The organism is Paenibacillus sp. MER TA 81-3, assembly GCF_023713585.1.
GTDB lineage: Bacteria > Bacillota > Bacilli > Paenibacillales > Paenibacillaceae > Paenibacillus_B > Paenibacillus_B profundus.
The window spans coordinates 16,168-40,519 of sequence record NZ_JAMAWB010000028.1 but is presented as its reverse complement, the minus strand read 5'-3'; the positions used below and the strand labels follow the sequence as shown (position 1 = coordinate 40,519).

Annotated in this window: 22 protein-coding genes and 1 riboswitch; of the genes, 13 read left to right on the top strand and 9 right to left on the bottom strand. The window is 50.1% G+C overall.

Going from position 1 to position 24,352, the window contains the following annotated elements; all coding sequences use genetic code 11:
- Window positions 1-10: 10 nt before the first annotated feature.
- Together M3650_RS27660 and M3650_RS27655 are read right to left on the bottom strand one after the other, a co-directional pair.
- Entirely contained in the window at window positions 11-964 is a 954-nt protein-coding gene (locus tag M3650_RS27660; RefSeq protein WP_251579407.1) for an ABC transporter permease, read from the bottom strand.
- Window positions 965-1,473: 509 nt separating this feature from the next.
- Window positions 1,474-2,139, bottom strand: a complete 666-nt coding sequence (locus tag M3650_RS27655) for a hypothetical protein (RefSeq protein ID WP_251579406.1) — start codon at window positions 2,137-2,139, stop codon at window positions 1,474-1,476.
- A 494-nt stretch (window positions 2,140-2,633) separates the two neighbouring features.
- Here M3650_RS27655 and M3650_RS27650 point away from each other — a divergent pair, with 494 nt between their 5' ends.
- Window positions 2,634-3,713 (top strand): DUF4097 family beta strand repeat-containing protein, encoded by a 1,080-nt coding sequence (locus tag M3650_RS27650; protein WP_251579404.1) that lies wholly within the window; start codon window positions 2,634-2,636, stop codon window positions 3,711-3,713.
- Between the two features lie 91 nt (window positions 3,714-3,804).
- Window positions 3,805-4,317 (top strand): serine protease, encoded by a 513-nt coding sequence (locus tag M3650_RS27645; RefSeq protein WP_251579402.1) that lies wholly within the window; start codon window positions 3,805-3,807, stop codon window positions 4,315-4,317.
- Window positions 4,318-4,573: 256 nt separating this feature from the next.
- Here M3650_RS27645 and M3650_RS27640 read toward each other — a convergent pair whose 3' ends face one another.
- The 3 genes from M3650_RS27640 to M3650_RS27630 all read right to left on the bottom strand — a co-directional run bounded on the left by M3650_RS27640 (window position 4,574) and on the right by M3650_RS27630 (window position 8,223).
- Window positions 4,574-5,044 (bottom strand): C40 family peptidase, encoded by a 471-nt coding sequence (locus M3650_RS27640; protein WP_019421183.1) that lies wholly within the window; start codon window positions 5,042-5,044, stop codon window positions 4,574-4,576.
- Between the two features lie 3 nt (window positions 5,045-5,047).
- Window positions 5,048-5,188: riboswitch (cyclic di-AMP (ydaO/yuaA leader) on the bottom strand.
- A 231-nt stretch (window positions 5,189-5,419) separates the two neighbouring features.
- Window positions 5,420-6,241: a carbamoyl transferase gene (locus M3650_RS27635; RefSeq protein ID WP_251579399.1), complete on the bottom strand. Its 822-nt coding sequence runs from the start codon at window positions 6,239-6,241 to the stop codon at window positions 5,420-5,422.
- Between the two features lie 5 nt (window positions 6,242-6,246).
- Complete coding sequence (locus tag M3650_RS27630) at window positions 6,247-8,223, bottom strand: M1 family metallopeptidase (protein WP_251579397.1); 1,977 nt, start codon at window positions 8,221-8,223, stop codon at window positions 6,247-6,249.
- A 144-nt stretch (window positions 8,224-8,367) separates the two neighbouring features.
- Between M3650_RS27630 and M3650_RS27625 the strand changes: the two genes are divergently transcribed.
- Entirely contained in the window at window positions 8,368-8,868 is a 501-nt protein-coding gene (locus M3650_RS27625; RefSeq protein WP_233698445.1) for a YwhD family protein, read from the top strand.
- 199 nt (window positions 8,869-9,067) lie between these two features.
- Here M3650_RS27625 and M3650_RS27620 read toward each other — a convergent pair whose 3' ends face one another.
- Window positions 9,068-11,128: a transglycosylase domain-containing protein gene (locus M3650_RS27620; protein WP_251579395.1), complete on the bottom strand. Its 2,061-nt coding sequence runs from the start codon at window positions 11,126-11,128 to the stop codon at window positions 9,068-9,070.
- 323 nt (window positions 11,129-11,451) lie between these two features.
- On the opposite strand from M3650_RS27620, the gene speE reads away from it, so the two are divergent.
- The 5 genes from speE (at window position 11,452) to M3650_RS27600 (ending at window position 15,290) form a co-directional block, all read left to right on the top strand.
- Entirely contained in the window at window positions 11,452-12,279 is an 828-nt protein-coding gene (gene speE, locus M3650_RS27615; RefSeq protein ID WP_251579393.1) for a polyamine aminopropyltransferase, read from the top strand.
- Between the two features lie 35 nt (window positions 12,280-12,314).
- On the top strand, window positions 12,315-13,184 hold the full coding sequence (gene speB / locus M3650_RS27610) for an agmatinase (RefSeq protein WP_233698447.1): 870 nt from the start codon (window positions 12,315-12,317) through the stop codon (window positions 13,182-13,184).
- A gap of 635 nt (window positions 13,185-13,819) precedes the next feature.
- A complete protein-coding gene (locus tag M3650_RS27605) occupies window positions 13,820-14,083 on the top strand; it encodes a cupin domain-containing protein (protein WP_251579391.1) in 264 nt (87 codons plus the stop codon).
- A 110-nt stretch (window positions 14,084-14,193) separates the two neighbouring features.
- Complete coding sequence (locus tag M3650_RS32380) at window positions 14,194-14,409, top strand: Gfo/Idh/MocA family oxidoreductase (RefSeq protein ID WP_311295150.1); 216 nt, start codon at window positions 14,194-14,196, stop codon at window positions 14,407-14,409.
- Complete coding sequence (locus M3650_RS27600; RefSeq protein ID WP_311295149.1) at window positions 14,406-15,290, top strand: Gfo/Idh/MocA family protein; 885 nt, start codon at window positions 14,406-14,408, stop codon at window positions 15,288-15,290. Before M3650_RS32380 ends, M3650_RS27600 begins: the two co-directional genes overlap by 4 nt.
- 175 nt (window positions 15,291-15,465) lie before the next feature.
- Here M3650_RS27600 and M3650_RS27595 read toward each other — a convergent pair whose 3' ends face one another.
- The gene (locus M3650_RS27595) at window positions 15,466-15,732 is read right to left on the bottom strand and encodes a hypothetical protein (protein WP_019421195.1); all 267 of its coding nucleotides are present in this window, start codon (window positions 15,730-15,732) and stop codon (window positions 15,466-15,468) included.
- Window positions 15,733-15,970: 238 nt separating this feature from the next.
- On the opposite strand from M3650_RS27595, the gene M3650_RS27590 reads away from it, so the two are divergent.
- The 5 genes from M3650_RS27590 to cstA all read left to right on the top strand — a co-directional run bounded on the left by M3650_RS27590 (window position 15,971) and on the right by cstA (window position 22,789).
- On the top strand, window positions 15,971-16,495 hold the full coding sequence (locus M3650_RS27590; protein ID WP_251579390.1) for a YwiB family protein: 525 nt from the start codon (window positions 15,971-15,973) through the stop codon (window positions 16,493-16,495).
- Between the two features lie 5 nt (window positions 16,496-16,500).
- Window positions 16,501-18,180, top strand: coding sequence for an arginine--tRNA ligase (gene argS, locus M3650_RS27585; protein ID WP_285848702.1), 1,680 nt, complete (start codon window positions 16,501-16,503; stop codon window positions 18,178-18,180).
- A gap of 149 nt (window positions 18,181-18,329) precedes the next feature.
- The gene (locus M3650_RS27580) at window positions 18,330-20,126 is read left to right on the top strand and encodes a LytS/YhcK type 5TM receptor domain-containing protein (protein WP_285848701.1); all 1,797 of its coding nucleotides are present in this window, start codon (window positions 18,330-18,332) and stop codon (window positions 20,124-20,126) included.
- The gene (locus tag M3650_RS27575; protein WP_251579389.1) at window positions 20,098-20,844 is read left to right on the top strand and encodes a LytR/AlgR family response regulator transcription factor; all 747 of its coding nucleotides are present in this window, start codon (window positions 20,098-20,100) and stop codon (window positions 20,842-20,844) included. Before M3650_RS27580 ends, M3650_RS27575 begins: the two co-directional genes overlap by 29 nt.
- A 148-nt stretch (window positions 20,845-20,992) precedes the next feature.
- Window positions 20,993-22,789 (top strand): carbon starvation protein CstA, encoded by a 1,797-nt coding sequence (gene cstA / locus M3650_RS27570; protein ID WP_251579388.1) that lies wholly within the window; start codon window positions 20,993-20,995, stop codon window positions 22,787-22,789.
- Here the strand turns inward: cstA and M3650_RS27565 are convergent, their stop codons facing one another.
- Together M3650_RS27565 and M3650_RS27560 are read right to left on the bottom strand one after the other, a co-directional pair.
- The gene (locus M3650_RS27565) at window positions 22,790-22,960 is read right to left on the bottom strand and encodes a hypothetical protein (protein WP_251579387.1); all 171 of its coding nucleotides are present in this window, start codon (window positions 22,958-22,960) and stop codon (window positions 22,790-22,792) included.
- Window positions 22,961-23,081: 121 nt separating this feature from the next.
- On the bottom strand, window positions 23,082-24,233 hold the full coding sequence (locus M3650_RS27560; protein ID WP_251579386.1) for a S8 family peptidase: 1,152 nt from the start codon (window positions 24,231-24,233) through the stop codon (window positions 23,082-23,084).
- Between the last annotated feature and the right edge of the window lie 119 nt (window positions 24,234-24,352).

Sequence of the window (24,352 nt, the reverse complement as noted above, 5' to 3'; positions counted from 1 at the left end):
ATTGTCGCGGTCAATATCCATGCAATTTTACGAAATGGCGGAAAGTGCGTTGCATTTTTCGATATAATGCATCATGAGCATCTAGTTTGAACAGGTCGAAGTCAATTCCTGCTTTCTTTCCCTCTGCTTTGAAATCCTCGATATGGTCTGGATTATTCAAGTAGTAAATGGCTTGATCAATGGGTGTTCCCTTCATTTCCTTATTTTCCGAAAATTCTTTTAACGCTCCGTTCGAGACATATACTTTGTTCGATGGATGAAACATAGGCGGTGCCGATTCCAGGTTGCTGTCTATCGTGGACGTTTCATAAATTCCTATAATCTCTAAATCAAGGGTCGATGTTTCATCTGGTGATTGAATCTTCAACCGATCACCAACTTGTAGATTGTTATGCTCAGCTAACTGTTTTTCAATGAGGGCTACTTTCTTATCTTTGTCTTCTGATGTTATGGGACGTCCCTCAATCATTTTATTCGTTTCTTCCGTAAATTCTTTCAATAATTCAGAACTTCTCACACCGCTAATGGTTGTATTTGGCATTTTCATATTCCCTTGGCCTCCCCCTATGGCTCCCCCTATCGCTTCTCCCTCGTTATCGCCATTAATGGGAGTATAGCCATCCGCTGCGCCTTGACTATCTTTTAGATAGTTAAAATCTTTTACATATGGTGATTCAGCTAGCTTATCGGCTTCCTCTGTAGAAATTTCCGGGCGGTGTATTCTTTCATTTGGATGCTCATTTCTCTGTTTTTGCACGTACTTTTGAAACTTTTCTCCATCTAATCCTAGCGTCACGTCAACTCCTAGCTTTTTCCTGGCAAGATCATTCGCTGTCTTTGTAACATTCTGTATGGCGAAGCCTGCTAATACTAAATTCGTAAGAACTACGAACACAGCAAATAAGATAAGAGATTTTCCCTTTCTTGCTTGTATGCTTAAAAATGCACGTTTGATAAAATTCATAATTTCTAACCTCCTTCTTGGTATCTCTAATGTATAGGACTAATCTGGAGTCTGTATGGAGATATAGAGGAGTTTGTCTGGAAAAAATACGTTTCGAGGAGGAAATTGTCCCAGGAGTCTGTTCGCCGTTCAATCCATTGGATTATGTCCAATGGATTTCTTTTTTTCCATGGCTTGCTTGGACTTCTACTGGAAAACATCCAATCAAATGGCCTCATTTCCTCCTACCAGGGCCTTGCGGTCTCATTCTGCTGGATGAATTCCAGTAGAATGCCCTCTTGCCAGCTAGAAGGTGAAGAAACACTGTACGTTTTCCAATGGAATCACAAAAGGAAACTCCACAGCGGACTCATAGCCAACTTCCAGCGAACAAGACCAACTCATACCAACGCACAGATAGCGCACAGACAGTGCATGAACCAAAACATATCTTTGCAGATACTATCGAGGCCCCTTTAGCCCTCCTCTACACAACATGAACGGAGTTAACACACGAACGACTTGTCGGCCTACAATAAGTGTTCCATAGCGACTTCCTTCAATTCGTAGTAACGGATATCCCTGCCTCTTGCTATAGGCTGCAGCCAGCCCTTCTCCACCAATGATCGCAGCCATTTGCGGGCAGTACGGAAATCGACATCAAAGTAGTCAGCCACATCCTTGGGCCGAACTCTTCTTCCTAGCGTCCAAGCGTACCGAAGAATCTCCTTCTCGATGAAGACAGCCGGACGGGGAGGCAGACTTCGGATGAGATAAGGACTGAGGACCAATTGCAGCAGGGTGCGGCATATTTCAGGCCGATTCTGAACATCTTCGAAGGAGAAATGGATCATTTTCCACCCCATTCCGGTCAGAAAGGTATCCCGGTTCAAGGCGTAGCTGAATCTCTCCCGGTCCATATCCTTTACATGACTTTGGAAACCGTCGCATTCCAACCCGAATTTACCGAATGGCGGGAGAAAAGCAACATCTAGAAATTGCGATTTGCGATTCCAATCGAACACCTCATATTCTGGATGCAGATGGTCAAGGTTACCGAACAGTGGCCACCATACATTTTTCAACAGCAGCTTTTCGGCATAATGATGTCCTCTGAGTAAGCGTCCCTTTCTTTCTCCGCTTCGACGCGCACGATGATAATTCAAAAATTGTGCATGTGCCGTTTCAAAATCCATACTTTATCCGCCTCCTTAACAAAAAAAGAACGCCCTCGCACCTTATAAAAGGTAAAGGACGTTCTTCGTCTACTCCTATTGTATCATTTTTCCCCTTCATTACTACGGTAGAATGCGTTGAAGTCCATAAGTTGTGAGAATAATTCTTATTATTTTTTGTCTTTGGCTGTAAAACGAGTCATGTCCATGAGGCAGAGGAGTTATCGCAGGAAATCATTTATCAAATTATCGGTGCATTTGCACAGAATCGGAAATGTGAATGCATTTGTATGGTCTGTGGCGCACAATACAATGCTGATTCGGGAACTAAGCTTGCAATCGTTCCTCAATCTTGCAGAGGCAGTTCTGCGGAGCAGAAGCATACAGTAGACTAGACTTAAGGCGGGTGTGAAATACTCCGTCAGACCAGAGCGTGAGCAGAAACACTCATGCTATACTGAGGAAGGCTTATAACAGATGCGAAGTTAAATATATAAATATAGGGGAAATCAAAGATGAGAAAAGTGATAGGTGTGTTGTTGATAATGGCCGGGATTGCAGGCGTGCTGTTCGCTCTGAATCCGGGAAATCTATTTCCGCGCGATTTACTATCCTTCGGCACGAAGGAAATCAGCAAGGAAAAAACGGTTGATGCGGGCGACTTCCGGAACGTTTTCATTGAGAGCGGAAGCCCGGACGTACAAATTTTGCGCGGCAATTCGGATCAAATCAAAGTACGTCTAAAAGGACAGGTAAGCCCTAAATATGCGGATAGAATAGATATAAAAGTGGCTCCGCAAGGGGATACACTCGAGTTGGGAGTGGAAGTGCCGAATGATATCAGTCTCGGCATCAATATTTTAAATGTCGATTTCATTGTTGAGCTTCCTGAGAAGCAATGGGATGGCGTAGATGTCAACGTAGGCAGCGGCAATGTGGATGTGTCCCAACTGTATGGGAACAAAGTGCTTGTGAAAACGGGCAGCGGCGATATTCTTGCAACGGTTATCGAGGCGGATACGATAGCATTGCAGGCGAGCTCAGGCAATGTCAAGGCGCAGCATTTCAAGGCCGACGCACTGACATTCGACACAGGCAGCGGCAACACCGATGCGGCGCAAATTACGGGAAAGACAGTAAACGTGAAATCAAGCAGCGGCAACATCCAGGTACAGGCTGTTGAAGCAGACGCGATCACATTGCAGGCGAACTCCGGCAATGTTACAGCGGACGAATTCAAAGCTGAGACGCTTACATTCAATACTGACAGCGGCACTGTGGATTTGGCGAATGGAGAAGCAGCATTGCAGGGCGTCACGAGTTCAGGGAATATAGAGGTGAAATTCGACGATTTGTTGCATGATGCTGACTTAAAGGCAAACAGCGGATCTGTAACGGTCGATCTGGCCAATGAACCGAAATCGCTGGCGGTCGATTTTCGTGGAGGGTCCGGCAACGGGCGCATTGAGTGGAATGGCATGACATATGAAGAGAACAGCGAAAATGGAAGCAGCCTAAAAGGAGCGTTCGGCAGTGGCGAGGCGAAGCTGAAAGTTCGTACCAGCTCGGGTGACTTTACACTTGGCAGCAATTGAGCAATTAAGAAAAGTTTTAGTTGATTTTCAGTTTCCTTTCAGGTTGGATGAACATACTAGTACCATCTCTTGTAGAAGGAGGAGGATATATTTGAAACGTACCTCAACTGTAATTGCTTGGACCAGTCTAATGATGCTTCTCTTAGCATCGCCAGCGGCGGCGCAAGGGGAGAAAGGACTGAACGGAACCGATTGGAAGCTTATCGGGGATACGTCCCTAACCGCCGTGAAGCAAGCCGAATCGACAAAGCCGGCAGAGAGCACTAAGCAGGTCGAGTCGGAAACAGATAAAGAGCTGGAGCAAATCCATACACAAATGAAAGAGCTTCGTTCTGAAATGAAGGAGCTGCGAGAGAAAAAGCTTCAACTCATGGCGAAGAAGCATGGCATTCAGACTGAAGGGAAGAGCCGTGAGCAAATTCGACAGGAACTGAAGGCGAAATTAGGTGAAAAAGGACAAATGTTCCACGAGAAACATCGGGATGATGGAGAACGCGTCGAAAGACGAATGGAACGGTTGAAGCAGGAAGCGGAGAAACGGGGTATTTCGACAGAGGGGTTAAGCCCTGATGAACTGAAAGCGAAGCTGCGCGAATCGAAGTAACATAAGGTATAGTGAAGGCATATAAATATATCGAGCTGTCGATGTATTGGGATAACATAAGGAGGCATGTTTATCCGGCATGCCTCCTTTAAATTCAGTATAATGCGCAGGTAAATGGTTTCCGTTTCTGCTTGACGGGGTAATCTTGTGTAAGATTCCTGCCAGAACATATGAAAAACCCGACAGACAGCGGTTATCGCTTCCCATCGGGCTATGTACGCCTATATAAGTATAATTTCATTATGACTGCTAATTGCTATTCTGTTGCGTATGAAGAGTATTGGTTCTCGCTCATCACACGACGCGCGCCTACATAACGCTTCTCGTAATAGTCCATGCTAAGCTTGTCTATGCGGGTGCCTTTGTCTGTCGATGCATGAGCAAATTTGCCGTCACCGACAAAGATTCCAACATGTGACACACCGTTTCCACCGCTAGTGTCGAAGAAGACTAAATCGCCAGGACGCAACTCATCTTTGCTTACTTTTTCACCTACGTCGAATTGAGACGACGAGGAGCGTGGCAAATCGATTTCGAAATTGTCAAATACGTACTTGGTGAAACCGGAGCAATCGAAACCATTCGTTGTGGTTCCGCCATACTTGTACGTAATACCTAACAGATCTTCAATTTTGTTATCCATCTTGGACGCCGCGAAAGCGCTGCCTGCACTGAATGTGAATAGGACGCTAAGGCCGAGCGCCGCCGTTACTAGCTTCTTCTTCAAATTGGAAAGCCCCTTCCTTGCCTGCGAGGTTAGCTGGAGGGTTCGGTTGAAGGTCCCCTATGATCCCTGTGATACGAGATCAATTCACCCAAATAACTGGTTCCCCCGCTTTCCGGTTGTCCGGAAATTCGGCATCACTGTTCGGATTTAGTTGCTGTATTCGTTAGTTACAAATTTGCAAATGTTAATGTCGCTTTCATGACAAAGTTGTAATAAATCTACGACTTATTGTAACAGACCTTTTTTCTTTTGACAAACACTTTTTGTCCAATAAATACAAAAAGCTTGTCTGAACGTCATTTCCGACGACAGACAAGCTTTTTTATCACGCTTTTAAATGGAAATGTGACGGGTTTTTGAATTGTTACATTTTCCTCATTTTGATTGCTGATTAGCCTCCTGCCATATGGCGTACCGAGCGGACACCCCCCACATCTTGCACACGGCCCGAACAGCAGGAAATGCTTGCTGCAGAATCAGCGCGGTCATGCCAGTCCAGAACATCGCTGCGGTTGTAAATAGTAAGCTAATAACTAGCACAAGGCCCATGAAAATAAGGGAAAGCCCGAGTATAGGGAGCATTCGACGCACACCCGCCGTTACGGATTGAAGTAATGACAATTCCGAAGCGGCGCCAAATTGCATAAATAAAAACAAATGATGAAATATCCAACCGCATATGGCCCAGATGAGCACAAACGGTGCGACGGATGCAAGTAATGACGCAATGGTGGATTTGGTCGTCAATACGTGCGCTGCATACGGTACAAACCAATAAGCGGGCGCCAGGAGCAGAACCGTCTTTATGGTATATAGCAGAAGCATCGGCTTCCAGACTACTTTTATACCCTGGAAGAAGGTTAGTCCCGACTGCCGCGGATGTGCTATCGCATAGAACAAGCCGGCTTCGATGAAGGGAGTCAGCAGCATGCGAATGGCCATACAACCGACTACTATCCACAAATAAGGCGCATAGTCGTTCGTCTTTGACAGGTGAAACTGACTTTCGATCAGAAAGAGCTGGGAGCTCATCTCGGTCGGGGCCGGATTCGGATACCGCAGCAGCACGGGCAATACGATCCCGTCAATGAAGCGGTAGACGAAGAAGCCCCATAGCAGTTGGTATAAAAAGAGGATGACCCATATGTATACGTGCTCTTTCAACCAATCCCACCCGGTTCGTATGTAAGCTTTCATCGATCTCACCACCCCAATATGTTCGTAAATGCTTCAAAGAATTTAATGACGGTTAAGTTCACTCGCGTGCGCACAGGCTCCTCGATCTGTGCTTTCATATAGTTGTTAATGTGTTTATTCTCCACTACGATCGTATAGAGCGGATCCACCATGACCCAATCCAATGGAGCTGTATGGGTGATCCGGTACTGCATCCGATCGCCATCCCCGTCCCACACTTTGCGTGTCGTACTTCCGTCCGCAAATCGGAATATAATTGGGATATTCGGGTAGTCAGCGCCCAGTTTACGAATGTGGACGATCGCTTCATAACTTGTTGCGCCGCCTACTTCAGTAGTGCGAGTATCAATGCTTTCCACGGCAAAGTCAGCCATTTGGCCGCCATACACATATTGATTGAAGAAATCGGTCCATTTGCGATTGGTGACCTGTTCGACGATACGTTGGAAGTCGGCGGTCGTTGGATGACGGAAGCGGTATTTCTGAGTGTACGTCTTCATTATGCGCTGCATTGTCTTCTCCCCGACCTGCTTCTCGATGGCGATCAGCACGAGCTTGGCGCGGTAATATACGTTGTCCGCATAATGATCTTGGTTTTTATACCGCCAAGCGGCGAGCTTGAGCGGAGCCGGATCGGTAATGTAGCTAGATGTGATGGCTAGATTTGGCGTGACCCCGAATTCGGACTCCATCAATTTGTCCTCTGCATAGGAGGTGAACCCTTCATCAAGCCACGCTTCTTCGAACTCGTTAGAGGCGATGAGACCATAAAAATATTGATGGCCGATCTCATGGATGACCGTCCGTTCCAAATCATAGCCTGGACTGTCACTCTCGGCGCCGAATGCAGTAACGAGCGTAGGGTATTCCATTCCGCCTGCGCCGTTGCCCGATTTTGGCGGGACGACAATAGAGAGTGTGGAATACGGGTATTTTCCGTACCACTCGCTGAATTTGGCGAGTGCGGTCTTCGCCGCGTACATGTAGCGTTCCTTCAGCAATTTGTGCTTCGGATCCAGATATAGCTTAATCCGGACGCCCGGCACATTCGGGGCAGAGAACGGTTCTTCATAGTAAATGAAGTTCGGTGAAGCTGACCAAGCGAAGTCATGAACGTCGTCTGCATAGAATTGATAGTTTTTGTAACCGTCCGCGATGTAAGGTGTTTTCGTCGGAAATCCGGTCGAAGCGACGATATATGACTCCGGTACTTGGATGCGCACATTGAAGATGCCGTAGTTGGAGTAAAACTCGGAGCTGCCGTGATATTGATGCACGTTCCAGCCTTCGGCCGCCCTGCCGCGCACACCAGCTTTCTCATAGGCGGCAATCTTCGGGTACCATTGTCCGGCCATGACGAAATCATCTGCATACCCCATCCGGGCGAATATTCGCGGCAGCTTCACTTCGAACTTCAGCTTCAAGGTGATGTCTTCCTGGCCTTTGACGGGCTGAGGCAGGCGAATCTTCATGACAGTCTGATCCTTGGCATTGCCGTCATCCGGCTGAACGTATTCGATCCGGTTCATTAGGGATTGGCCGTCTACGGTTGTCAGCGCTGTTAAGGTCATGCCTCCATAACCGTCCTTCGGCATCTTGTCCTCTCGCAATATGCCGCCCGACTCTTTCATGAAGGTAGAGTCCGGGGATTGGAACGCATTCGGATACAGGTTGAAATAGATCTCGTTCACCGTCTTCATTCCCGGATTGGTCCAAGTGACCGTTTGATCACCGAACAGAGTATGATTGGACTCGTCCAATTTGACATCAATATGGTACTCGGCGATACGATCACTAAGCACCTCGGCGCTCGGCTTCTCTACGCTTTGCGGCGTAAAGGGCTCCTGTGCGGCTTTTTTCTGCACTTCCGGACCGAGAGAAGGTACGGTGCCGGACGGCCGGAACCAGACGAGGAGGATGAAGCTGGCGGCCAAGAGTGCGATAATAAATAGAAGTGGGCGATAGACATTGCGTCGGGTCATACGTTTCTAACCTCCCGTTGACAAGCATCTACAGCATGTATATGTTGGCTTTTTGCGGAATATTAGCTAAAATGAAAATGATTTTGATCGCCCCCCAGGGCTCTTGTGTACTGGAGTATTAGGGCAAGGAAGGAGCGCATAACGATGGATGCTTCGGATAAGAAGGTTAAGAAGCCGCTTGCGCTGAATGTGATGAGCAGCAGTAAGCATAAAGGATTCGGTTCAGGCAGCATCGATTTGAACAACGTATCGCCTGTCATTATCGATGAGGGCAAAGCTTATATTGACTTGGGTGCTATGCATGCGAAAAGCAAGGTGGAGCGTGGCATCAAGTTCATACCTAACAAGGAGGACGTGCCGAACGGCCGCAAATGCTGGATTGTATGGGTGGCAGTAGACAGAACTCCTGAAGGCGCATGCTACGGTGGTCTAGCGGCGTGCGAGATGCTAGTCGACACAGAAGCGAAGCGAGGTTGGAAAATTCTCGCCGATCACGTGAATAAGATGGATAATGCGATGAAGCGCCGCATTATATTGGATGGACTCGACGCGGAGGAGAAAGCGGCACTGCGCGAGCTGCTTATGACGCACAACGCCGAGTGGTGGGAACGTTCATCGGATGATTTGAAAGCGCAGTTGGCATAATCGTCCGCCAATATTAGAGGCAGTGTTATAATGGAAGAAGACCTGTGTCCTATAGAGGGAACAGGTCTTTTTGACGTTGATCTTCAGCGTGAGTAAAGCCAAGCTGCCGAAATCCGGACAAAGCTCTGTATGAGCAGTCCGAATCTCCGGCAGCTTTTTTGCTAGCATCGATGCTTTCGTCCTCGTGCCGAAGTCACGATCAGTTGGTCCACCACCGTTTGAAGTGCTGCCACCACGACCGTTTCCCGGCTTCTTGCGTCTCCTGAATCGGCTTCGCTTGCGGCGAGTCAGGTTGCTTGGCCCCGTGTTGGTCACACCATTCCGTCGGTTCAGTTCCCTTCACGAACGTTTCCAGACGCTTGACGGGGCAATTCTCACCGGCGAGCTTTCCTGTATCCGGGTCGATATAAATGCTAACCACGTTATCCGGCACGGTGAAGATTTTAGGCGGTACGCTCGTCAGCGCCTTCTCCGTATAGTCAGCGAAGATGGGTGCTGCTTTATGCGATTCCGACACCGAAATCATCTTGCCGCGATCATAGCCGACCCATACGGCGGTCGACAATTCCGGCGTGTAGCCGACAATCCACGCGTCGGAGTCCGTCGTTCCCGTCTTGCCGGCGACGGGTCGTTTGATGCTGGCTGCGACCCGATTGCCTGTGCCACCGGATTCGAACACGCTTTCCATTAAGCTCGTCAACACGTAAGTGTCGGATGGATCGATAACCTGCTCTGACTCCACTGGCGGCGCTTCATATAGCACCCGTCGATCCGGGGCCGTCACTTTCAAGATGGCGCGCGGAATAACACGTTTGCCCTCGTTGCTGAACACGGCGTAAGCAGACGCCATTTCGAAAGGGCTGACGGGGAACGTTCCGAGCGCCAAGGAAGGCAGCGGCTTCATGCTGCTATCGATACCGAGACGCCTGGCCAGCGAAATCACTTGTTCCGGGCCTATTTGCATAATGGTACTGACTGCATAGATATTGTCGGACGCCGCAATCGCTTGACGAAGATCGATATCGCCATAATATTTCCCGCCGTAATTGCGCGGCTTGTACACTTGGCGCCCTTCGTCATAGCTGAATGAGGTCGGGGCGCTCACGAAATGCGTGGCTGCCGTGACAGCCCGTTTCTCCAGCGCCGCCAGATAGACGATCGGCTTGAAGGCAGATCCGGGCTGACGCGTATCCGCGAACACGCGGTTATATTGATTGACGCGGTAATTTTTGCCGCCTACCATCGCCTTAATATATCCGTTGCGCGGATCAATCGATACAAGAGCAGCCTGCAGATCGCCCGAGGCGGGGATTTGCTTCGCGACGGCTTCCTCTGCCGCCTCCTGCGCCCGCTTATCAAGCGTTGTGTAGACGTGCAGGCCCCCAGCCTCCACGATTTCATCGGGGATGCCGAGCGCCGCCAGATCCCGCCGGATATAATCGCGGAAATAAGGAGCGACAAGTGTCTCGGCGCGCTCCTCCTGAGGGCGGAAGACGAGCATTTCGTTATACGCGCGTTTGGCTGTATCCTGCGTAATATCGCCCATATCGACCATGTTCTGCAGCACAATTTTTTGGCGGTCCTTTGCATTCTTCATATTTAAATAAGGCGAGTAATAACTGGGTCCGCGCGGAATTCCGGCGAGCAATGCGCTCTCTGCCAGCGACAATTTCCGTGCAGGCTTGTTGAAATAAAGTTGAGCTGCCGCTTCGATGCCGTAGGCCCCGTGACCGTAATATACTTGATTTAGATACATCTCGAGAATTTCGTCTTTGCTATACTTCATCTCAAGCTGCAGCGCGTAGAGCGCTTCCTTCGCCTTACGGGTCCATGTTCGTTCGTGGCTAAGATACAGATTGCGGGCGAGCTGCTGTGTTAAAGTGCTCGCTCCTTGCTTTTTCGACAGATGCTCCAGATTGACGAGAAAGGCCCGCGCCACTCCTTTGAAATCGATGCCCATATGATGGTAGAATTGGCGATCCTCAGTTGCTATCGTCGCTTGGACGACTTCAGACGCGACATCGGCTAGCTTCACCGCTGACTGCTGCGTCTGCCCTGGCGTCAGTGCTGTCAGCACGTTCCCATGGAAGTCTAGCAGCTGAGACGATTGCTGAATACTGGATACAGGCAGATCCGTCATATATAAATAGCCGAGCACGGAAGCCGAGACGCCGAGGCTAAGTACAAGCGTGCCAATGATGCCCCATAGGAACAGGCGGAGCCGGCGTTTTGCCTTTGTGTAGTTTTTTTTCGCATTCATGTCGGGCTCCTCCTCATAATCGGCTGCTTTCCCGTCGGCAAGTCAGCTTAAAGTCCTTGCTATCAGTATGGAGTAGGATAAAAAAGGATATTCATCTGCACAATTGTTATTTTTCCATACGCAGCTGCTTCATTCGCTCTATACCGGACGAAATGGTTTGAAAATAATTACTTGGGAGATAGTTGCTTTTTGGGGGGGAAACGCTATAATACTCTTGTTTGGTGCAAAATGGAGATGAAGTGTTACGAATGTATACATGGGAACCATTACGAGCATTTCGACTGGACCAACGATACCATATCGGAAGAAAGAAGGTTGATTTTATGGAATTGTGGTTTACAGAGAAGCAGACGCCGACCTTCGGCATTACGGCAAAAATTCGCGAGACGTTCGTGAATGAACAGACGCCGTTTCAGCATCTGACGATGTTGGATACCGAGGAATTCGGACGAATGCTCGTATTGGACGGCATGGTTATGACGACGATTAAAGACGAGTTTGTCTACCATGAGATGGTGGCGCACCCGGCCCTCGTTACACATCCGAATCCGAAGAAAGTGCTCGTAGTCGGCGGTGGAGATGGTGGCGTTATTCGTGAAATTATGAAGCATCCTTCCGTTGAGAAAGCGGTCCTCGTAGAAATCGACGGAAAGGTCATTGAATATTCGAAAAAATATTTGCCGGAAATTGCGGGTGAACTCGACAACCCACGTGTCGAAGTTATCGTAAACGATGGCTACATGCATATTTTGAACAGCAAGAACGAGTACGATGTCATCATGGTCGATTCCACGGAGCCTGTCGGCCCTGCGGCGCCGTTGTTCGAGCGCGGCTTCTACCAAGGCATTTACGAAGCGTTGAAGGAAGACGGCTTGTTCGTGGCGCAGACGGACAACCCTTGGTTCAAGGCAGATCTGATTCAGCAGGTAAACCGTGACGTTAAGGAAATTTTCCCGATCGTACGCGTGTACGGTGCGAACATTCCGACTTACCCAAGCGGGTTGTGGACGTTCACCATAGGCAGCAAGCAATACGATCCTATGAATATAGATGAAGCGAGCATTCCGGAAATGGAAACGAAATACTACTCGCCGCGTCTGCATAACGCAGCCTTCTGCCTGCCTAAATTTGTAGAAGATCTCTGCAAATAATAACGGGGCAAAAGAAAGAACGAAGGAGGCCAACTATGAAACTGGATCAAAAATATTCCGGCAATGTGTTCATCTGCAGCTCGGATGATTATGAAGCCGCAACAGCGGTCATTTACGGCATGCCGATGGACTATACGGTCTCGTTCCGCCCCGGTTCGCGATTCGGCCCTGGCCGTATCCGCGAGGCGTCTGTCGGTTTGGAGGAGTACAGCCCTTATCTCGATCGGAGCATTGAAGAACTGAACTATTTCGATGCCGGCGACTTGCTGCTGCCATTCGGCAATGCGGCGAAGAGCTTGGACATTATCGGTGATTACATTCGCGGGCTGCTAGCTGATGGCAAATTCCCGGTCGGTATGGGCGGGGAGCATCTTGTCACCTGGCCAGTCATTCAAGAGGTGTACAAGAAGTATCCAGACTTGGCGATTATCCATATTGACGCTCATGCTGATTTGCGCGAGCACTATGAAGGGGAGCCACTCTCTCACTCTACGCCGATTCGCAAGGCGGCAGGCTTGATGGGCGGCAAAAATATTTATCAATTCGGGATTCGTTCCGGTTCTCGCGAAGAATGGACGTATGCGCGGGAAAACATTAATTTCTATCCGTTCGACGTGGCGGAGCCGCTGAAGAAGGCGCTGCCTGAGTTGGCAGGCCGGCCGGTATATGTCACGATCGACATTGACGTGCTCGATCCAAGCTGTGCGCCTGGTACGGGTACGGCGGAAGCGGGTGGCATTACGTCGAAGGAGCTGCTGGAAGCGGTGCACCTTATCGCCCGTTCGGACGCGAACGTCGTCGGCTGCGACTTGGTGGAAGTGGCGCCGATTTACGACCCGACGGAGCAGACGCCAATTACGGCAAGCAAGATTATCCGAGAAATGCTGCTTGGTTTCGTAAAATAAATTTGAAATTCCCTTCTTCGTTACCGCATCGCGGTGTTTGCAACGCGACAAACGGAGGAGGGATTTTTTTGCCTTCAGCCTTCTTGGAAATTCCCTCTAACGTGTTCGCCCCCTTCTCTCGGTTCTCTTTTGTTCACTCTCCCAATGCTTCAGACTGCCCCTCTAATGCTTCAGGAGCAGTAGTTAGAAATACAGATGGCATAATTAACGACTCGAAGGCTTTGGAAAAAGTGTGTGTACATCAACAAATGCACGGTGGAGGACCGGATTCAGCAGACGCAGGGAGCATGACAAGATAGAGAGGGGGAACTAGGGTGCGCCAATCATACAATTAAGAGCGTTTGGACTGTGCCACTCGAGTATTGGACTCTGAATCAATGGGATAGTGGGCAAAAGGTTTGGTAAGCCACATGGTACGAGGAAGTGGGGACTGCTGATAATAACTGGAAGAGCAATATGGTCGGATACCTTACGCTCGCCATCTTAAAATAAGTCGTATTTTCCATAAATAACGCAGGGCATTGCTGCACCGTCTCTTCTATACTGTAGGGGAACACGGAGCATGCCCATCTGAATGAGCGCATACTTGCCGAATTCATTCACGAAGGGAGCAGGTGTTGAAGGAGGCTATCACGGTGGAACTGAATCGGCTGCAAATTGCAGACTTTCTGCCCGATCGCAGTATGGCTGCATATGAGATGTATTTGGCGGACGAGGTTCCTTGGCATGGTCACGAATTTTATGAATGTACGATGATTGTGAGCGGTACGGGCAAACACCGGTTGAACGGCGAGGAGCTGACTCTTCAGCGGGGGAATGTGTTCGTCCTTACCCCAGGAGTGGGTGAACCGCATGCTCGGCACGAAGCCGGAAGGCGACAATACAGCGCTGGCGATTGATCTGAGCCGTATAATGGAAGCAACTAATGAATCCGCGCGCATAAGCGGCACGGTACGTATTTAAGGATAAAGGATACATATACAGTTAATAGGAATGGAGGAACGGCATTATGACAGAACAAGTGATTCGAATCGGCATTATCGGCAGTGGCGGGATCGCGAGAATGCATGCGCGGGCGTATAAAAGGATTCCTGGCGTCGTGGTGGCGGCAGTAGCGGATATCGTGCCCGGCAGAGCGCAGGCACTCATTGATGAGGAGGGGCTGGCGGAACAGCAGCATTTGACAATACACGCAAGCTGCTGGAACAAGAGCTGCACGGCGTGAGCATCTGCACCCCGAACGTATCGCACCATGATCAGACGTTATTGTCACTGGAGGCAGGCAAGCACGTACTGGTGGAGAAGCCGTTATCCGTTACATTGGACGAGGGCATTGAAATGGTGGAGACTGCGGAACGTATGGGTAAAATGCTGAGTGTCGGCTTCCAGCCGCGCTACGACGATAATATTAAGCTGGTGCGGGAAATTGTGCAGTCCGGGCAACTCGGCGGTGTATACTATGCCGAGCTCGGGGGAGGCAGACCTCGCGGCATCCCGGGTGGAACGTTCATCCGGCGCGACATCGCAGGCTCTGGTGCCATTGCGGACATCGGGTGCTACTCGCTAGATATGGCGCTATATGCGCTTAATCATCCGCGTCCGCTGACCGTATCCGCCTTTTCCGGCAACCGTCTCGGTACGAACCCAGCCATCTGTCCAGAGGCAGATCGCTTCGATGTCGAGGATTTCGGGGTGGCTTTCATTCGTTTTGAGAACGACATGGTCATGACGTTCAAGACGTCGTGGGCGATGCATCTCGATTCTATGGGCTCGACGTTCTTCCTTGGCTCGGAAGGCGGACTGAAGCTTGGCTCTGGCCGTACGGGCGCTTGGGGAGGCTCATTCGATTGCTTAGGGGATATCCGCATGTATCGGGATATGATGGGCCGGCAGACCGAGACGGTCATTCCGCTGTCAGGACAACCGCTCGACGAGCCGTTCTTCTTGAAAATATCCGACTTCGTCCGTGCGATCCGAGATGACGCCCCTGCGCCGGTGCCAGCGAGCGAAATACTCGTCCAACAGACGATAATCGACGCGCTTCTCCGTTCGGCCGCACAGAAGCGTGAGGTAGATGTGGAGTGGCCATCTATACTTCGAAGATAGAGGCGACTCGTTTCTGATTCAAAGGGAGAATGGGCAAAGGCACGTAGTAAAGCAGACATGCTAGCACGGTCCAATAATATAGGGGCAGTTCCATAAGCAAAATATCTGCTTAGGGGCTGCCCCTTTGTGTACGTTCCTTTTAATTGTGGCTACACTAATGAATGCGGCTTGAACATCAACGCGGGATCGCGGAACGCATTCGCGACGATTTCGGAACGTGGGAAGTCAGCTTCGTATGCCGAATCATGATATATATTACAAAACCAAATATCGGAGCAATGCTGACGATAAGCGTAATTCCTGCCGAGAATAAGATGGAACGGTCGATGCGATAACTGTCGATAGAGGTCCAGATGGTGCATGCCCCATGGAGGATTAGAAGGAAGAACATGAGCTTCCCGGCGGGTGTGCTTATCCAAGACATTAATTCTATCCACAACATCGTAGCTACCTCCTTAAATTACTGAACGGGCTGCCTCAAATTATTAAGGGCTAAAGGGATTATAGTGTAACAATGGGGATTGAATCCATCGTTTTTTCCATCACCAACCTTACAATTTTGAAAGGTTTTCTTTTAGTTGTACAATAAACGTTGAACTTTTCCGGCCAAACTGGTTGCAAAAGGTGTGCTATTACCGGATAATTTAATAATCAGACTTTGCAGAATTGGAGTTAGAATGATGACGGAACGCCAAGCGGAAGCGGCGAACAAGCTTATGGTGCGCATCGTCATTGACAGCCGTCAAGATGATGAGCGCGTGACCCAAGAGGTAACTGGAGAGTTGTACCGCAAAGGTTCGCATTTCTATGTACGATACATCGAGCCGATAAATCATCCGGACGGTCAGAATGATGGCGACAGCGATATGAGTGCAAGCTCACCTACACAGGTGATGATAAAAATAAGCAAGCGTCAAATCAAATTGATGCGGCGCGGACAAGTGGAGTCAGAGCAGACATTTTCTTATCTCGAGAAGCAGGGAGGCTACTATCGCTCCCAAGCACTGCGCTTTCCGATGACTACGTATACCACTCTGATGGAATGGAACAACCCGTGGCCATTTGAAGGACCGCTTCAGTTCGATCAATTAATGCTCACTTGGGCATACCAGCTTTATATTGAAGAGCAATGTACGGGACAGTTCGAAATCAAGCTGAAGATGACACCCGCAGACACGCATAACAGAATGGCGCAGGAGGAATAGAGACAATGAGCATGAGTGTAATGGAGAAAATGAATGACCAAGTAAAGACTGCAATTGATGAGGCGATCGTGAAGGCCGGATTGGTATCGCGCGAAGAGCTGCCGTCCTTTGTCATCGAAGTGCCAAAGGACAAATCGCACGGTGACTTGGCGACGAACGCGGCGATGCAGTTGACTCGCATTGCGAAGCGCAATCCGCGTCAGATCGCTGAAGTAATTATTGAGAACCTGGATAAAGCGGCGGCTTCTATTGAAAGTACCGAAATCGCGGGCCCAGGATTTATTAATTTCCGTATGAACAAAAGTTATCTGTATGATGTGGTGCGGGAAGTTACCGACAAAGGTTCGGACTACGGTCGTATCGGCATTGGCGCCGGACAGCGCGTTCAAGTGGAATTCGTCTCGGCGAATCCGACGGGAAGCCTGCACCTTGGGCATGCCCGAGGTGCAGCGGTTGGCGATGCGCTGTGCAACCTGCTTGATTATGCAGGTTATGAGATGACGCGCGAGTACTATATTAATGATGCCGGCAACCAAGTGATGAACTTGGCGAAGTCGATTGAGTGCCGCTATAAGCAGGCGCTTGGTCTCGATGCGGATATGCCGGAAGACGGTTATTTCGGTGAAGATATTAAAGGTTTCGCGCAGGATCTGGTGAATAAGGAAGGCGATCGTCTTCTGCAGCTGGCCGAAGAAGAGCGTGCTAAATATTTCCGCCAATTCGGACTGGAGAAAGAACTGGACAAAATTAAACGCGATCTCGGCCGCTTCGGCGTGCCGTTCGACGTATGGTTCAGTGAAACGTCATTGTATGAGAACGGGGAAGTGACGAAGGCGCTCGACACGCTGCGTACGACTGGACACGTCTATGAAGAAGAAGGCGCGACGTGGCTGCGCACGACAACATTTGGTGACGACAAGAACCGCGTCTTGGTGAAAAACGATGGTTCCTACACCTATTTGACACCTGACGTTGCATACCATATGGATAAGTACGGCCGCGGCTTCGACCGCATGATTAACATTTGGGGCGCTGACCACCATGGCTACATTCCGCGGATGAAAGCGGCAATGGAAGCAGTTGGCAATGACCCGGACAAGTTGATTGTGCTCATTGCTCAAATGGTCAGCTTGTTTCAGGATGGCGAGAAAGTGAAGATGTCGAAGCGTACCGGCAAAGCGGTCACGATGGAGGATTTGATGGAGGAAGTGGGCGTTGACGCGATCCGCTACTTCTTCACGATGCGCTCCATGGATTCTCATCTCGACTTCGACATGGATTTGGCGATTTCGACGTCGAACGAGAACCCTGTGTTTTACGTGCAGTATGCGCACGCGCGCATTTGCAGCATCTATCGTCAAGCAGAGGAGCAGGGAGTGGCATTGAAGCCGCTGCGCGATATTGACTTGACCACGCTGACGACCGAGCATGAATACGATCTGCTGCGCAAAATGGGCGAGCTGCCAGAAGAGATCGCAGTTGCGTCCCGTGATTATGCGCCGCATCGCTTAATCCGGTACGTATACGAATTAGCGTCGCTCTTGCACAGCTACTACAAGGCAGAGCGTGTCATTACTGAGGACCCGGAACAGACACAGGCTCGCCTGGCGCTGTTAGGCGCAGTGCGCACCGTTATCGCAAATGTGCTCCGGCTGGTAGGGGTATCTGCGCCAGAACGGATGTAAGATCATACGAATATGGCTGACAGTTATAAGCTGGCGTCTCGAAGGAGGAGACGCCAGCTTTTTATTTCCAAGCGAAGTCTGAGAGCATCTCTTGTATAATAGATGCAGCGTCATACACAGATCCACAGCAGACGGGAAGAAGGATGGTGATGGCATTGATTCATCTGCTGCCTTTAATGATAGAACGTGTCGGCATTTTGCTAATTATTGCATTTGTGCTGTCACGTATGAAGTCTTTCCGCCAAATCGTTCATCACGAGCATGGCTTGACCGAGAAATGGATGCTTATCGTCGTATTCGGCGCGTTTGGGGTCATTAGCAACTATACCGGAGTTCAGATCCACGATAGCTCCATCTATTCGCAAGCGTGGCATACGGATGTAGATACGGGGAGCGCGATCGCGAACACGCGCATTATGGGTGTTGTCATCGGCGGACTGTTGGGGGGACCGCTTGTAGGAACCGGCGTCGGATTGATTGCAGGAGTGCATCGCCTTTCCTTAGGCGGTTATACTGCGGTTGCATGCGGCATCTCGACCATTATGGCCGGCATTGTTACTGGAATAATTGGTAAGCGCTTTCGTGCACAAGGAAAGCAGGCCGCATGGCTAACCGCAGGAATCGGCATTCTGATGGAGTGCGCACAAATGGGTATCATCCTGCTTGTTGCCGAGCCGTGGGCCGACGCATGGGGGCTGGTGAAGGTTATCGGTGTCCCGATGGTAGTAGTGAACGGCTTCGGCACCTTGCTGTTTATGCTCATTATCCAGTCTATATTTCAGGAAGAAGAGCGTTCCAGAGCATTGCAGACACATAAGGCGCTATATATTGCAGATCATACGCTGCCTTTCTTCCGCCAAGGCTTAAACGCGCATTCGTGCCGGGAAGCCGCCCAAATTATTTTAAAGGAGACGAACGCCGACGCCATCTCGATTACGAATCAGCATCAAATCTTGGCCCATGTCGGGACAGGTGCAGATCACCATATTGCGTTGCAGAGCATTTCAACGAGACTAACGAAGAAGGTGCTTGAAGAAGGCATCGTTCATAAGGCGTCTTCGCGCGAGGAGATCCAGTGTTATAACCTGGATTGCCCGCTGCAGGCCGCGCTGGTGCTGCCGCTAAAGGTGCACGACAGCACGATTGGCACGCTAAAGCTATATTTCAGGCGTGCTACGAGGCTGGATCAAGTCGAACGGGAGTTGGCTGAGGGATTAAGCAAGCTTTTTTCCACCCAGTTGGAGCTGGCGGAAGCAGAGCTTCAGAGCAGGCTCTTGAAGGATGCTGAGATTAAAGCGCTGCAGGCCCAAGTGCATCCCCATTTTTTGTTCAATGCGTTCAACACCATTTCTGTGCTGTGCCGTACGGATCCTGAGCAAGCCAGAAAGCTGCTGCAGCAGCTCAGTGTATATTTTCGCAGCAATCTTCAAGGTGCCCGCAAGATGCTCATTCCTCTGCACAAGGAACTGGAGCATGTAGAAGCCTATTTGTCATTGGAGCAGGCGAGATTCCCCGGCAAGTTTACGATCGAAGCACATATCGACGCCTCTCTGAATGATGTATTGGTTCCGCCGTTCACGCTGCAGCCATTGGTGGAGAATGCCATTCGCCACGCCTTTTCCAAAGGCTTCACCGAGCCGATAGGTCGGGTGACGATAAGTGCGACTGCTGAGGGGGAGAACATGATTTTGGTAACGAAGGACAACGGTAAAGGCATATCGGCAGATATTGTGGGCGCTCTCGGTAAGCAAGCCGTACAATCGGCGGAAGGAACCGGTACAGCCCTTTATAATATTAAGACGCGCATTGAAGAACTGTACGGGAACCAGGCTTCCTTCCGTATTGCAAGTGAGACCGCCCAAGGAACGACAGTCCGCATCACCCTGCCTGTCCATTTCGTCGAAAGAGGTGATAAACTTGTTGAAGGCATTTATCGTGGAGGATGAGCCGCTAGCACGAGATGAGCTTATTTATTTGCTGCGTCGCACGAAGCGAGTGGAGGTTGTAGGAGAGGCGGAGGCGAAGGATGAGGCACTGGTGCACATTGGGGCAGTTCGTCCCCATGTCGTCTTTTTAGACATACAGCTTGCAGAGGAAAGCGGCTTGGAGATTGCACAGCGGTTAATGGAACTGGATGCACCGCCGGCAATCGTGTTCGCCACCGCATACGATGAATATGCTTTAAAGGCATTCGAGCTGAATGCAGTTGATTATATATTGAAGCCCTTTGATGAGGTTCGCGTGCATCAGACAGTAGAGAAACTTAACAAGCAGCTTGTGATGAGGGTGCCGCCTAACTTGCGTTCCCCGGCGTCCCGTTCCTCAGTTCCGGAACGCAAGGATCGCTTAGCTATTACAGTGGATGAGCGGATCGTTGTGCTGCATGTCGATCATATCATTTATATCGGATTTGAAGAGGGGAAGACCGTCATCGTGACGAAAGAACGGCATTACAAAGTTAGCGAGCCGTTAACGATGCTTGAGCGCAAGCTTCTACATCCTTCTATTATACGGGTGCATCGGGCTTATCTCGTCAATGTGGATCGGATTATAGAAATCGAGCCGTGGTTCCACTCTACCTGTCAATTGAAGCTCCAGGACGGTTCCCAGGTGCCGGTCAGCCGCACTTATATGAAGGATCTGAAGCAGATCCTCGGATTTTAGATTGCGTCACCATGGCTGAAAACGCTTGCATTTCAAGCTTATCTATTTGCAGCTCACTCTCTTCCCTTCACATTCTATCGTGAAAACGAATAATTTTCGTTTTCATATTATAAGATAGCCACAAGGAAATCGAAGGGAGTGGCCACTAATGAACGCGGTTTCAATTGTAATCGGATCTATTTGCATTTTGATGATTGCTTATCGACTGTATGGAACGTTTATGACGGCAAAAGTGTTAAAGCTTGATGACTCCAAGCCGACTCCGGCTCACGAATTCAACGACGGCAAAGATTACGTGCCGACGAATAAATGGGTATCCTTCGGGCACCATTTTGCCGCGATTGCGGCAGCCGGCCCGCTCGTTGGGCCGATCCTGGCCGCGCAGTTCGGTTACTTGCCGGGACTGCTGTGGCTGCTTATCGGTGCGGTTATCGGCGGAGCGGTGCATGATGCAGTTGTGCTGTTCGCCTCTATGCGCAAGCAGGGCAAATCGCTCTCCGAAGTAGCAAAGGACGAGCTAGGACCTGTCGCCGGCTTCTGCACCGGCCTCGCTATGCTCTTCATTATTACGATTACGATGGCTGGACTGTCGATGGTCGTGCTCCATGCGCTGGAGCATAATCCATGGGGAACGTTCTCGGTCGGCATTACGATTCCGATTGCAATGGGAGTAGGGCTGCTGTATAAGAAAACAGGCAATCTGAAGGTTACTTCCACCATCGGCTTTATTCTGCTTCTAGTCGGCGTGTTCATGGGCCCTTATATTCAAGGCACGGCGCTGGGAGAGTGGCTGACCTTTGACATGAAAACATTGGCTGTCATTTTACCGATATACGCTTTTTTTGCGGCAGCTTTGCCGGTCTGGCTGCTGCTCGCGCCGCGCGATTATTTGAGCAGCTTCATGAAAATTGGCGTCTTCATCGCGCTTATCATCGGCGTCTTTATTATTAACCCGGCGATTCCATTCCCGGCGGTAACGGAATTCATTCACGGGGGAGGTCCAATTTTGGCTGGCCCGGTCTGGCCGTTCATCTCGATAACGATTGCTTGCGGAGCAATATCTGGCTTCCACGCCTTCGTCGGTTCCGGAACGACACCGAAGATGCTGGATCGCTGGAGTGATATTAAAGTAGTTGGGTTCGGCGCGATGCTCGTTGAATGTGTGGTAGGAATCATGGCGCTAATCGCCGCCACTGCTCTGCAGCCAGCGGACTACTTCGCAATTAATTCCACGCCGGAAGCGTTCGAGGCGCTCGGTATGAGCACGGTTCATTTGCCTGAGTTGGCGCGTGAAATCGGCCTCAATCTGGAGGGAAGAACAGGCGGCGCCGTCACGCTGGCAGTTGGCATGACCTATATCTTCACGAAGATTCCATGGTTCGAAGGCTTGGCATCATACTTTTTCCAGTTCGTCATTATGTTCGAGGCGGTCTTCGTCCTAACGGCAATCGATGCCGGAACGCGTGTCGCGCGCTATATTATCCAAGATTTCTTCGGTGACATCTACAAACCGTTGAAACGGGTGGATTGGGTGCCTGGCTCGATCTTCGCGAGTGCATTAGCTTGTCTGATGTGGGGATATTTACTCTTTTCAGGCGATATTGGCTCCGTATGGGCACTGTTCGGAGTATCTAATCAGATGATGGCGTCGATTGGTCTTATCATCGGAGCGACGGTCATTTTGAAGATAGCGGACAAACGCAGGTACATGTTTACGTGTTTGATTCCGTTGGCATATTTGTTCGTAACGGTCAATTACGCGGGAGTGTGGATGGTTGCGAACGTATACTTGAATCCAACGGCCTCCGGTTACAGTATTTTGAATGCTTCACTGTCCATCATTATGATGGTGCTTGGGATCATCATCCTCATCTCGGCCATTAAGAAATGGATTGAGCTATGGAATGCGCCGCGGACGCATCTTGCGCCAATTACAGCAGCTTAGTTATCTTGAATGAGCGGCGGGTGAAATGGCGCCGATGCTGGGCAGCTTCTGATGAAGTTCGCAGCCATGCCTAGGGCCGATTGCGAGACCATAAGCGCCAATGGCCGACAAAATACGCATGTCCCGTCTTTGCGGGCCAGCAATGAGCATAAATTGTCGATGACGAGCCAATAAAAAAGGGGACTACCCCAAAGTCTGAATGACTTGAAGGATAGCCCTCTTGTCTCTTTTTGCATTGTATTTTGCGCAATGAAACAGCAGTGTATACCTGCGGCGAGATCGCAACCGCCTCCTACCGCTCCACTTCCTTGAGCAGACGCATCACGTCTACTTCGCCTGCTCCGCGCGGCGTGCCGCCCGTGCCTCTGGGGCCGCGCGTAGGGTTGGCGGAATGGCGCAGAAGGGTTTTGATCTCCCCTGGCTTCAATCCCGGCTTCATGGCGAGCAGCAGGGCAATCGCGCCGCTGACATGAGAGGTGGCCATGGAAGTGCCGCTCATTTCGTGATATTTTCCCTTGAGCCATGCAGACACAATTTTTTCTCCAGGAGCATAAATATCGACGAATCGACCTCGATTGCTAAAATTCGCAATTTTGCGGACCCGATCGGTCGCGCCCACAGAAATGGTCTGCTGGTACCGGGCGGGGTAATCGATCGTTTTGCGTTTGGCATCGTTTCCTGAAGACGCGACGATGGTGACCCCTGCGTTATAGGCGTTCATCACTGCATTCAACAGTGATTTGCTGCGCGTCTTCATCCCGAAGCTCATATTAATTATATTCATGCCATGACGCACACACCAATCAATGCCTTGAATAATATCAGATACATAAGCAGATCCATTCTCGTCAAAGGCTTTGACAGGATGGATCAGCGCACGAGGAGCCACGCCAATGATTCCATACATCTGATTGGCGGCTGCTATCGTACCGGCGATGTGCGTTCCGTGTCCGTTATCGTCATACGGAGGCAATCCGCGGTGAACCAGATTGACGCCGCGCATCAAAGAGTTGCGCAAATCAGGATGGCGGTAATCAGCTCCCGTATCGATGACGCCAATGTACACGTGATGGCCGGTCGTCGTGCTCCATGCCTGGGGCGCTTTAATGTGCCGTACGCCCCAAGGAATGCCGCGTTCCCAAGCAACGGGCTTCTGCGATGCGGCATGCATCGTTACTTGAATATCATCCTCAACAACGAACTCGCTTTGGTACAGAGCCAATTGCCGATTCAGACCAGCTGGAACCGGACAGATCCAAGCTAGGATTAACGGAACGGTATGGACGTTCCCAAGCTCGGGGTGGCGCTTTTGCAGATCGTACAGAGCTTTGCAGCATCGTTCGTACAATTGAGGGTTGTAAAAGCGAATCAGCTGTCTCTTCCCACGTTGTCCGTTGGAGGAAATCTCATGAAGCATCAACTGGAGTAAGCCCGTAACATCCAATGTCGAGTCCCTCCCGACAGGTCCTTGTGGAGTATCGTATGCGTTCTGCTGCAGGGTGGACTGGGGTAGCCGCCTTTTTTGAGAAAGTTAGGCCTTCTTCCGTGTCAAATGTCTTCCCG

Excerpts from the sequence above, each read along its gene's own strand:
- M3650_RS27660 (WP_251579407.1), bottom strand. The coding sequence starts at position 964 with ATGAATTTTATCAAACGTGCATTTTTAAGCATACAAGCAAGAAAGGGA.
- M3650_RS27655 (WP_251579406.1), bottom strand. The coding sequence starts at position 2,139 with ATGGATTTTGAAACGGCACATGCACAATTTTTGAATTATCATCGTGCG.
- M3650_RS27650 (WP_251579404.1), top strand. The coding sequence starts at position 2,634 with ATGAGAAAAGTGATAGGTGTGTTGTTGATAATGGCCGGGATTGCAGGC.
- M3650_RS27635 (WP_251579399.1), bottom strand. The coding sequence starts at position 6,241 with ATGAAAGCTTACATACGAACCGGGTGGGATTGGTTGAAAGAGCACGTA.
- M3650_RS27630 (WP_251579397.1), bottom strand. The coding sequence starts at position 8,223 with ATGACCCGACGCAATGTCTATCGCCCACTTCTATTTATTATCGCACTC.
- M3650_RS27625 (WP_233698445.1), top strand. The coding sequence starts at position 8,368 with ATGGATGCTTCGGATAAGAAGGTTAAGAAGCCGCTTGCGCTGAATGTG.
- M3650_RS27620 (WP_251579395.1), bottom strand. The coding sequence starts at position 11,128 with ATGAATGCGAAAAAAAACTACACAAAGGCAAAACGCCGGCTCCGCCTG.
- speE (WP_251579393.1), top strand. The coding sequence starts at position 11,452 with ATGGAATTGTGGTTTACAGAGAAGCAGACGCCGACCTTCGGCATTACG.
- speB (WP_233698447.1), top strand. The coding sequence starts at position 12,315 with ATGAAACTGGATCAAAAATATTCCGGCAATGTGTTCATCTGCAGCTCG.
- M3650_RS32380 (WP_311295150.1), top strand. The coding sequence starts at position 14,194 with ATGACAGAACAAGTGATTCGAATCGGCATTATCGGCAGTGGCGGGATC.
- M3650_RS27595 (WP_019421195.1), bottom strand. The coding sequence starts at position 15,732 with ATGTTGTGGATAGAATTAATGTCTTGGATAAGCACACCCGCCGGGAAG.
- M3650_RS27590 (WP_251579390.1), top strand. The coding sequence starts at position 15,971 with ATGACGGAACGCCAAGCGGAAGCGGCGAACAAGCTTATGGTGCGCATC.
- argS (WP_285848702.1), top strand. The coding sequence starts at position 16,501 with ATGAGCATGAGTGTAATGGAGAAAATGAATGACCAAGTAAAGACTGCA.
- M3650_RS27580 (WP_285848701.1), top strand. The coding sequence starts at position 18,330 with ATGGCATTGATTCATCTGCTGCCTTTAATGATAGAACGTGTCGGCATT.
- cstA (WP_251579388.1), top strand. The coding sequence starts at position 20,993 with ATGAACGCGGTTTCAATTGTAATCGGATCTATTTGCATTTTGATGATT.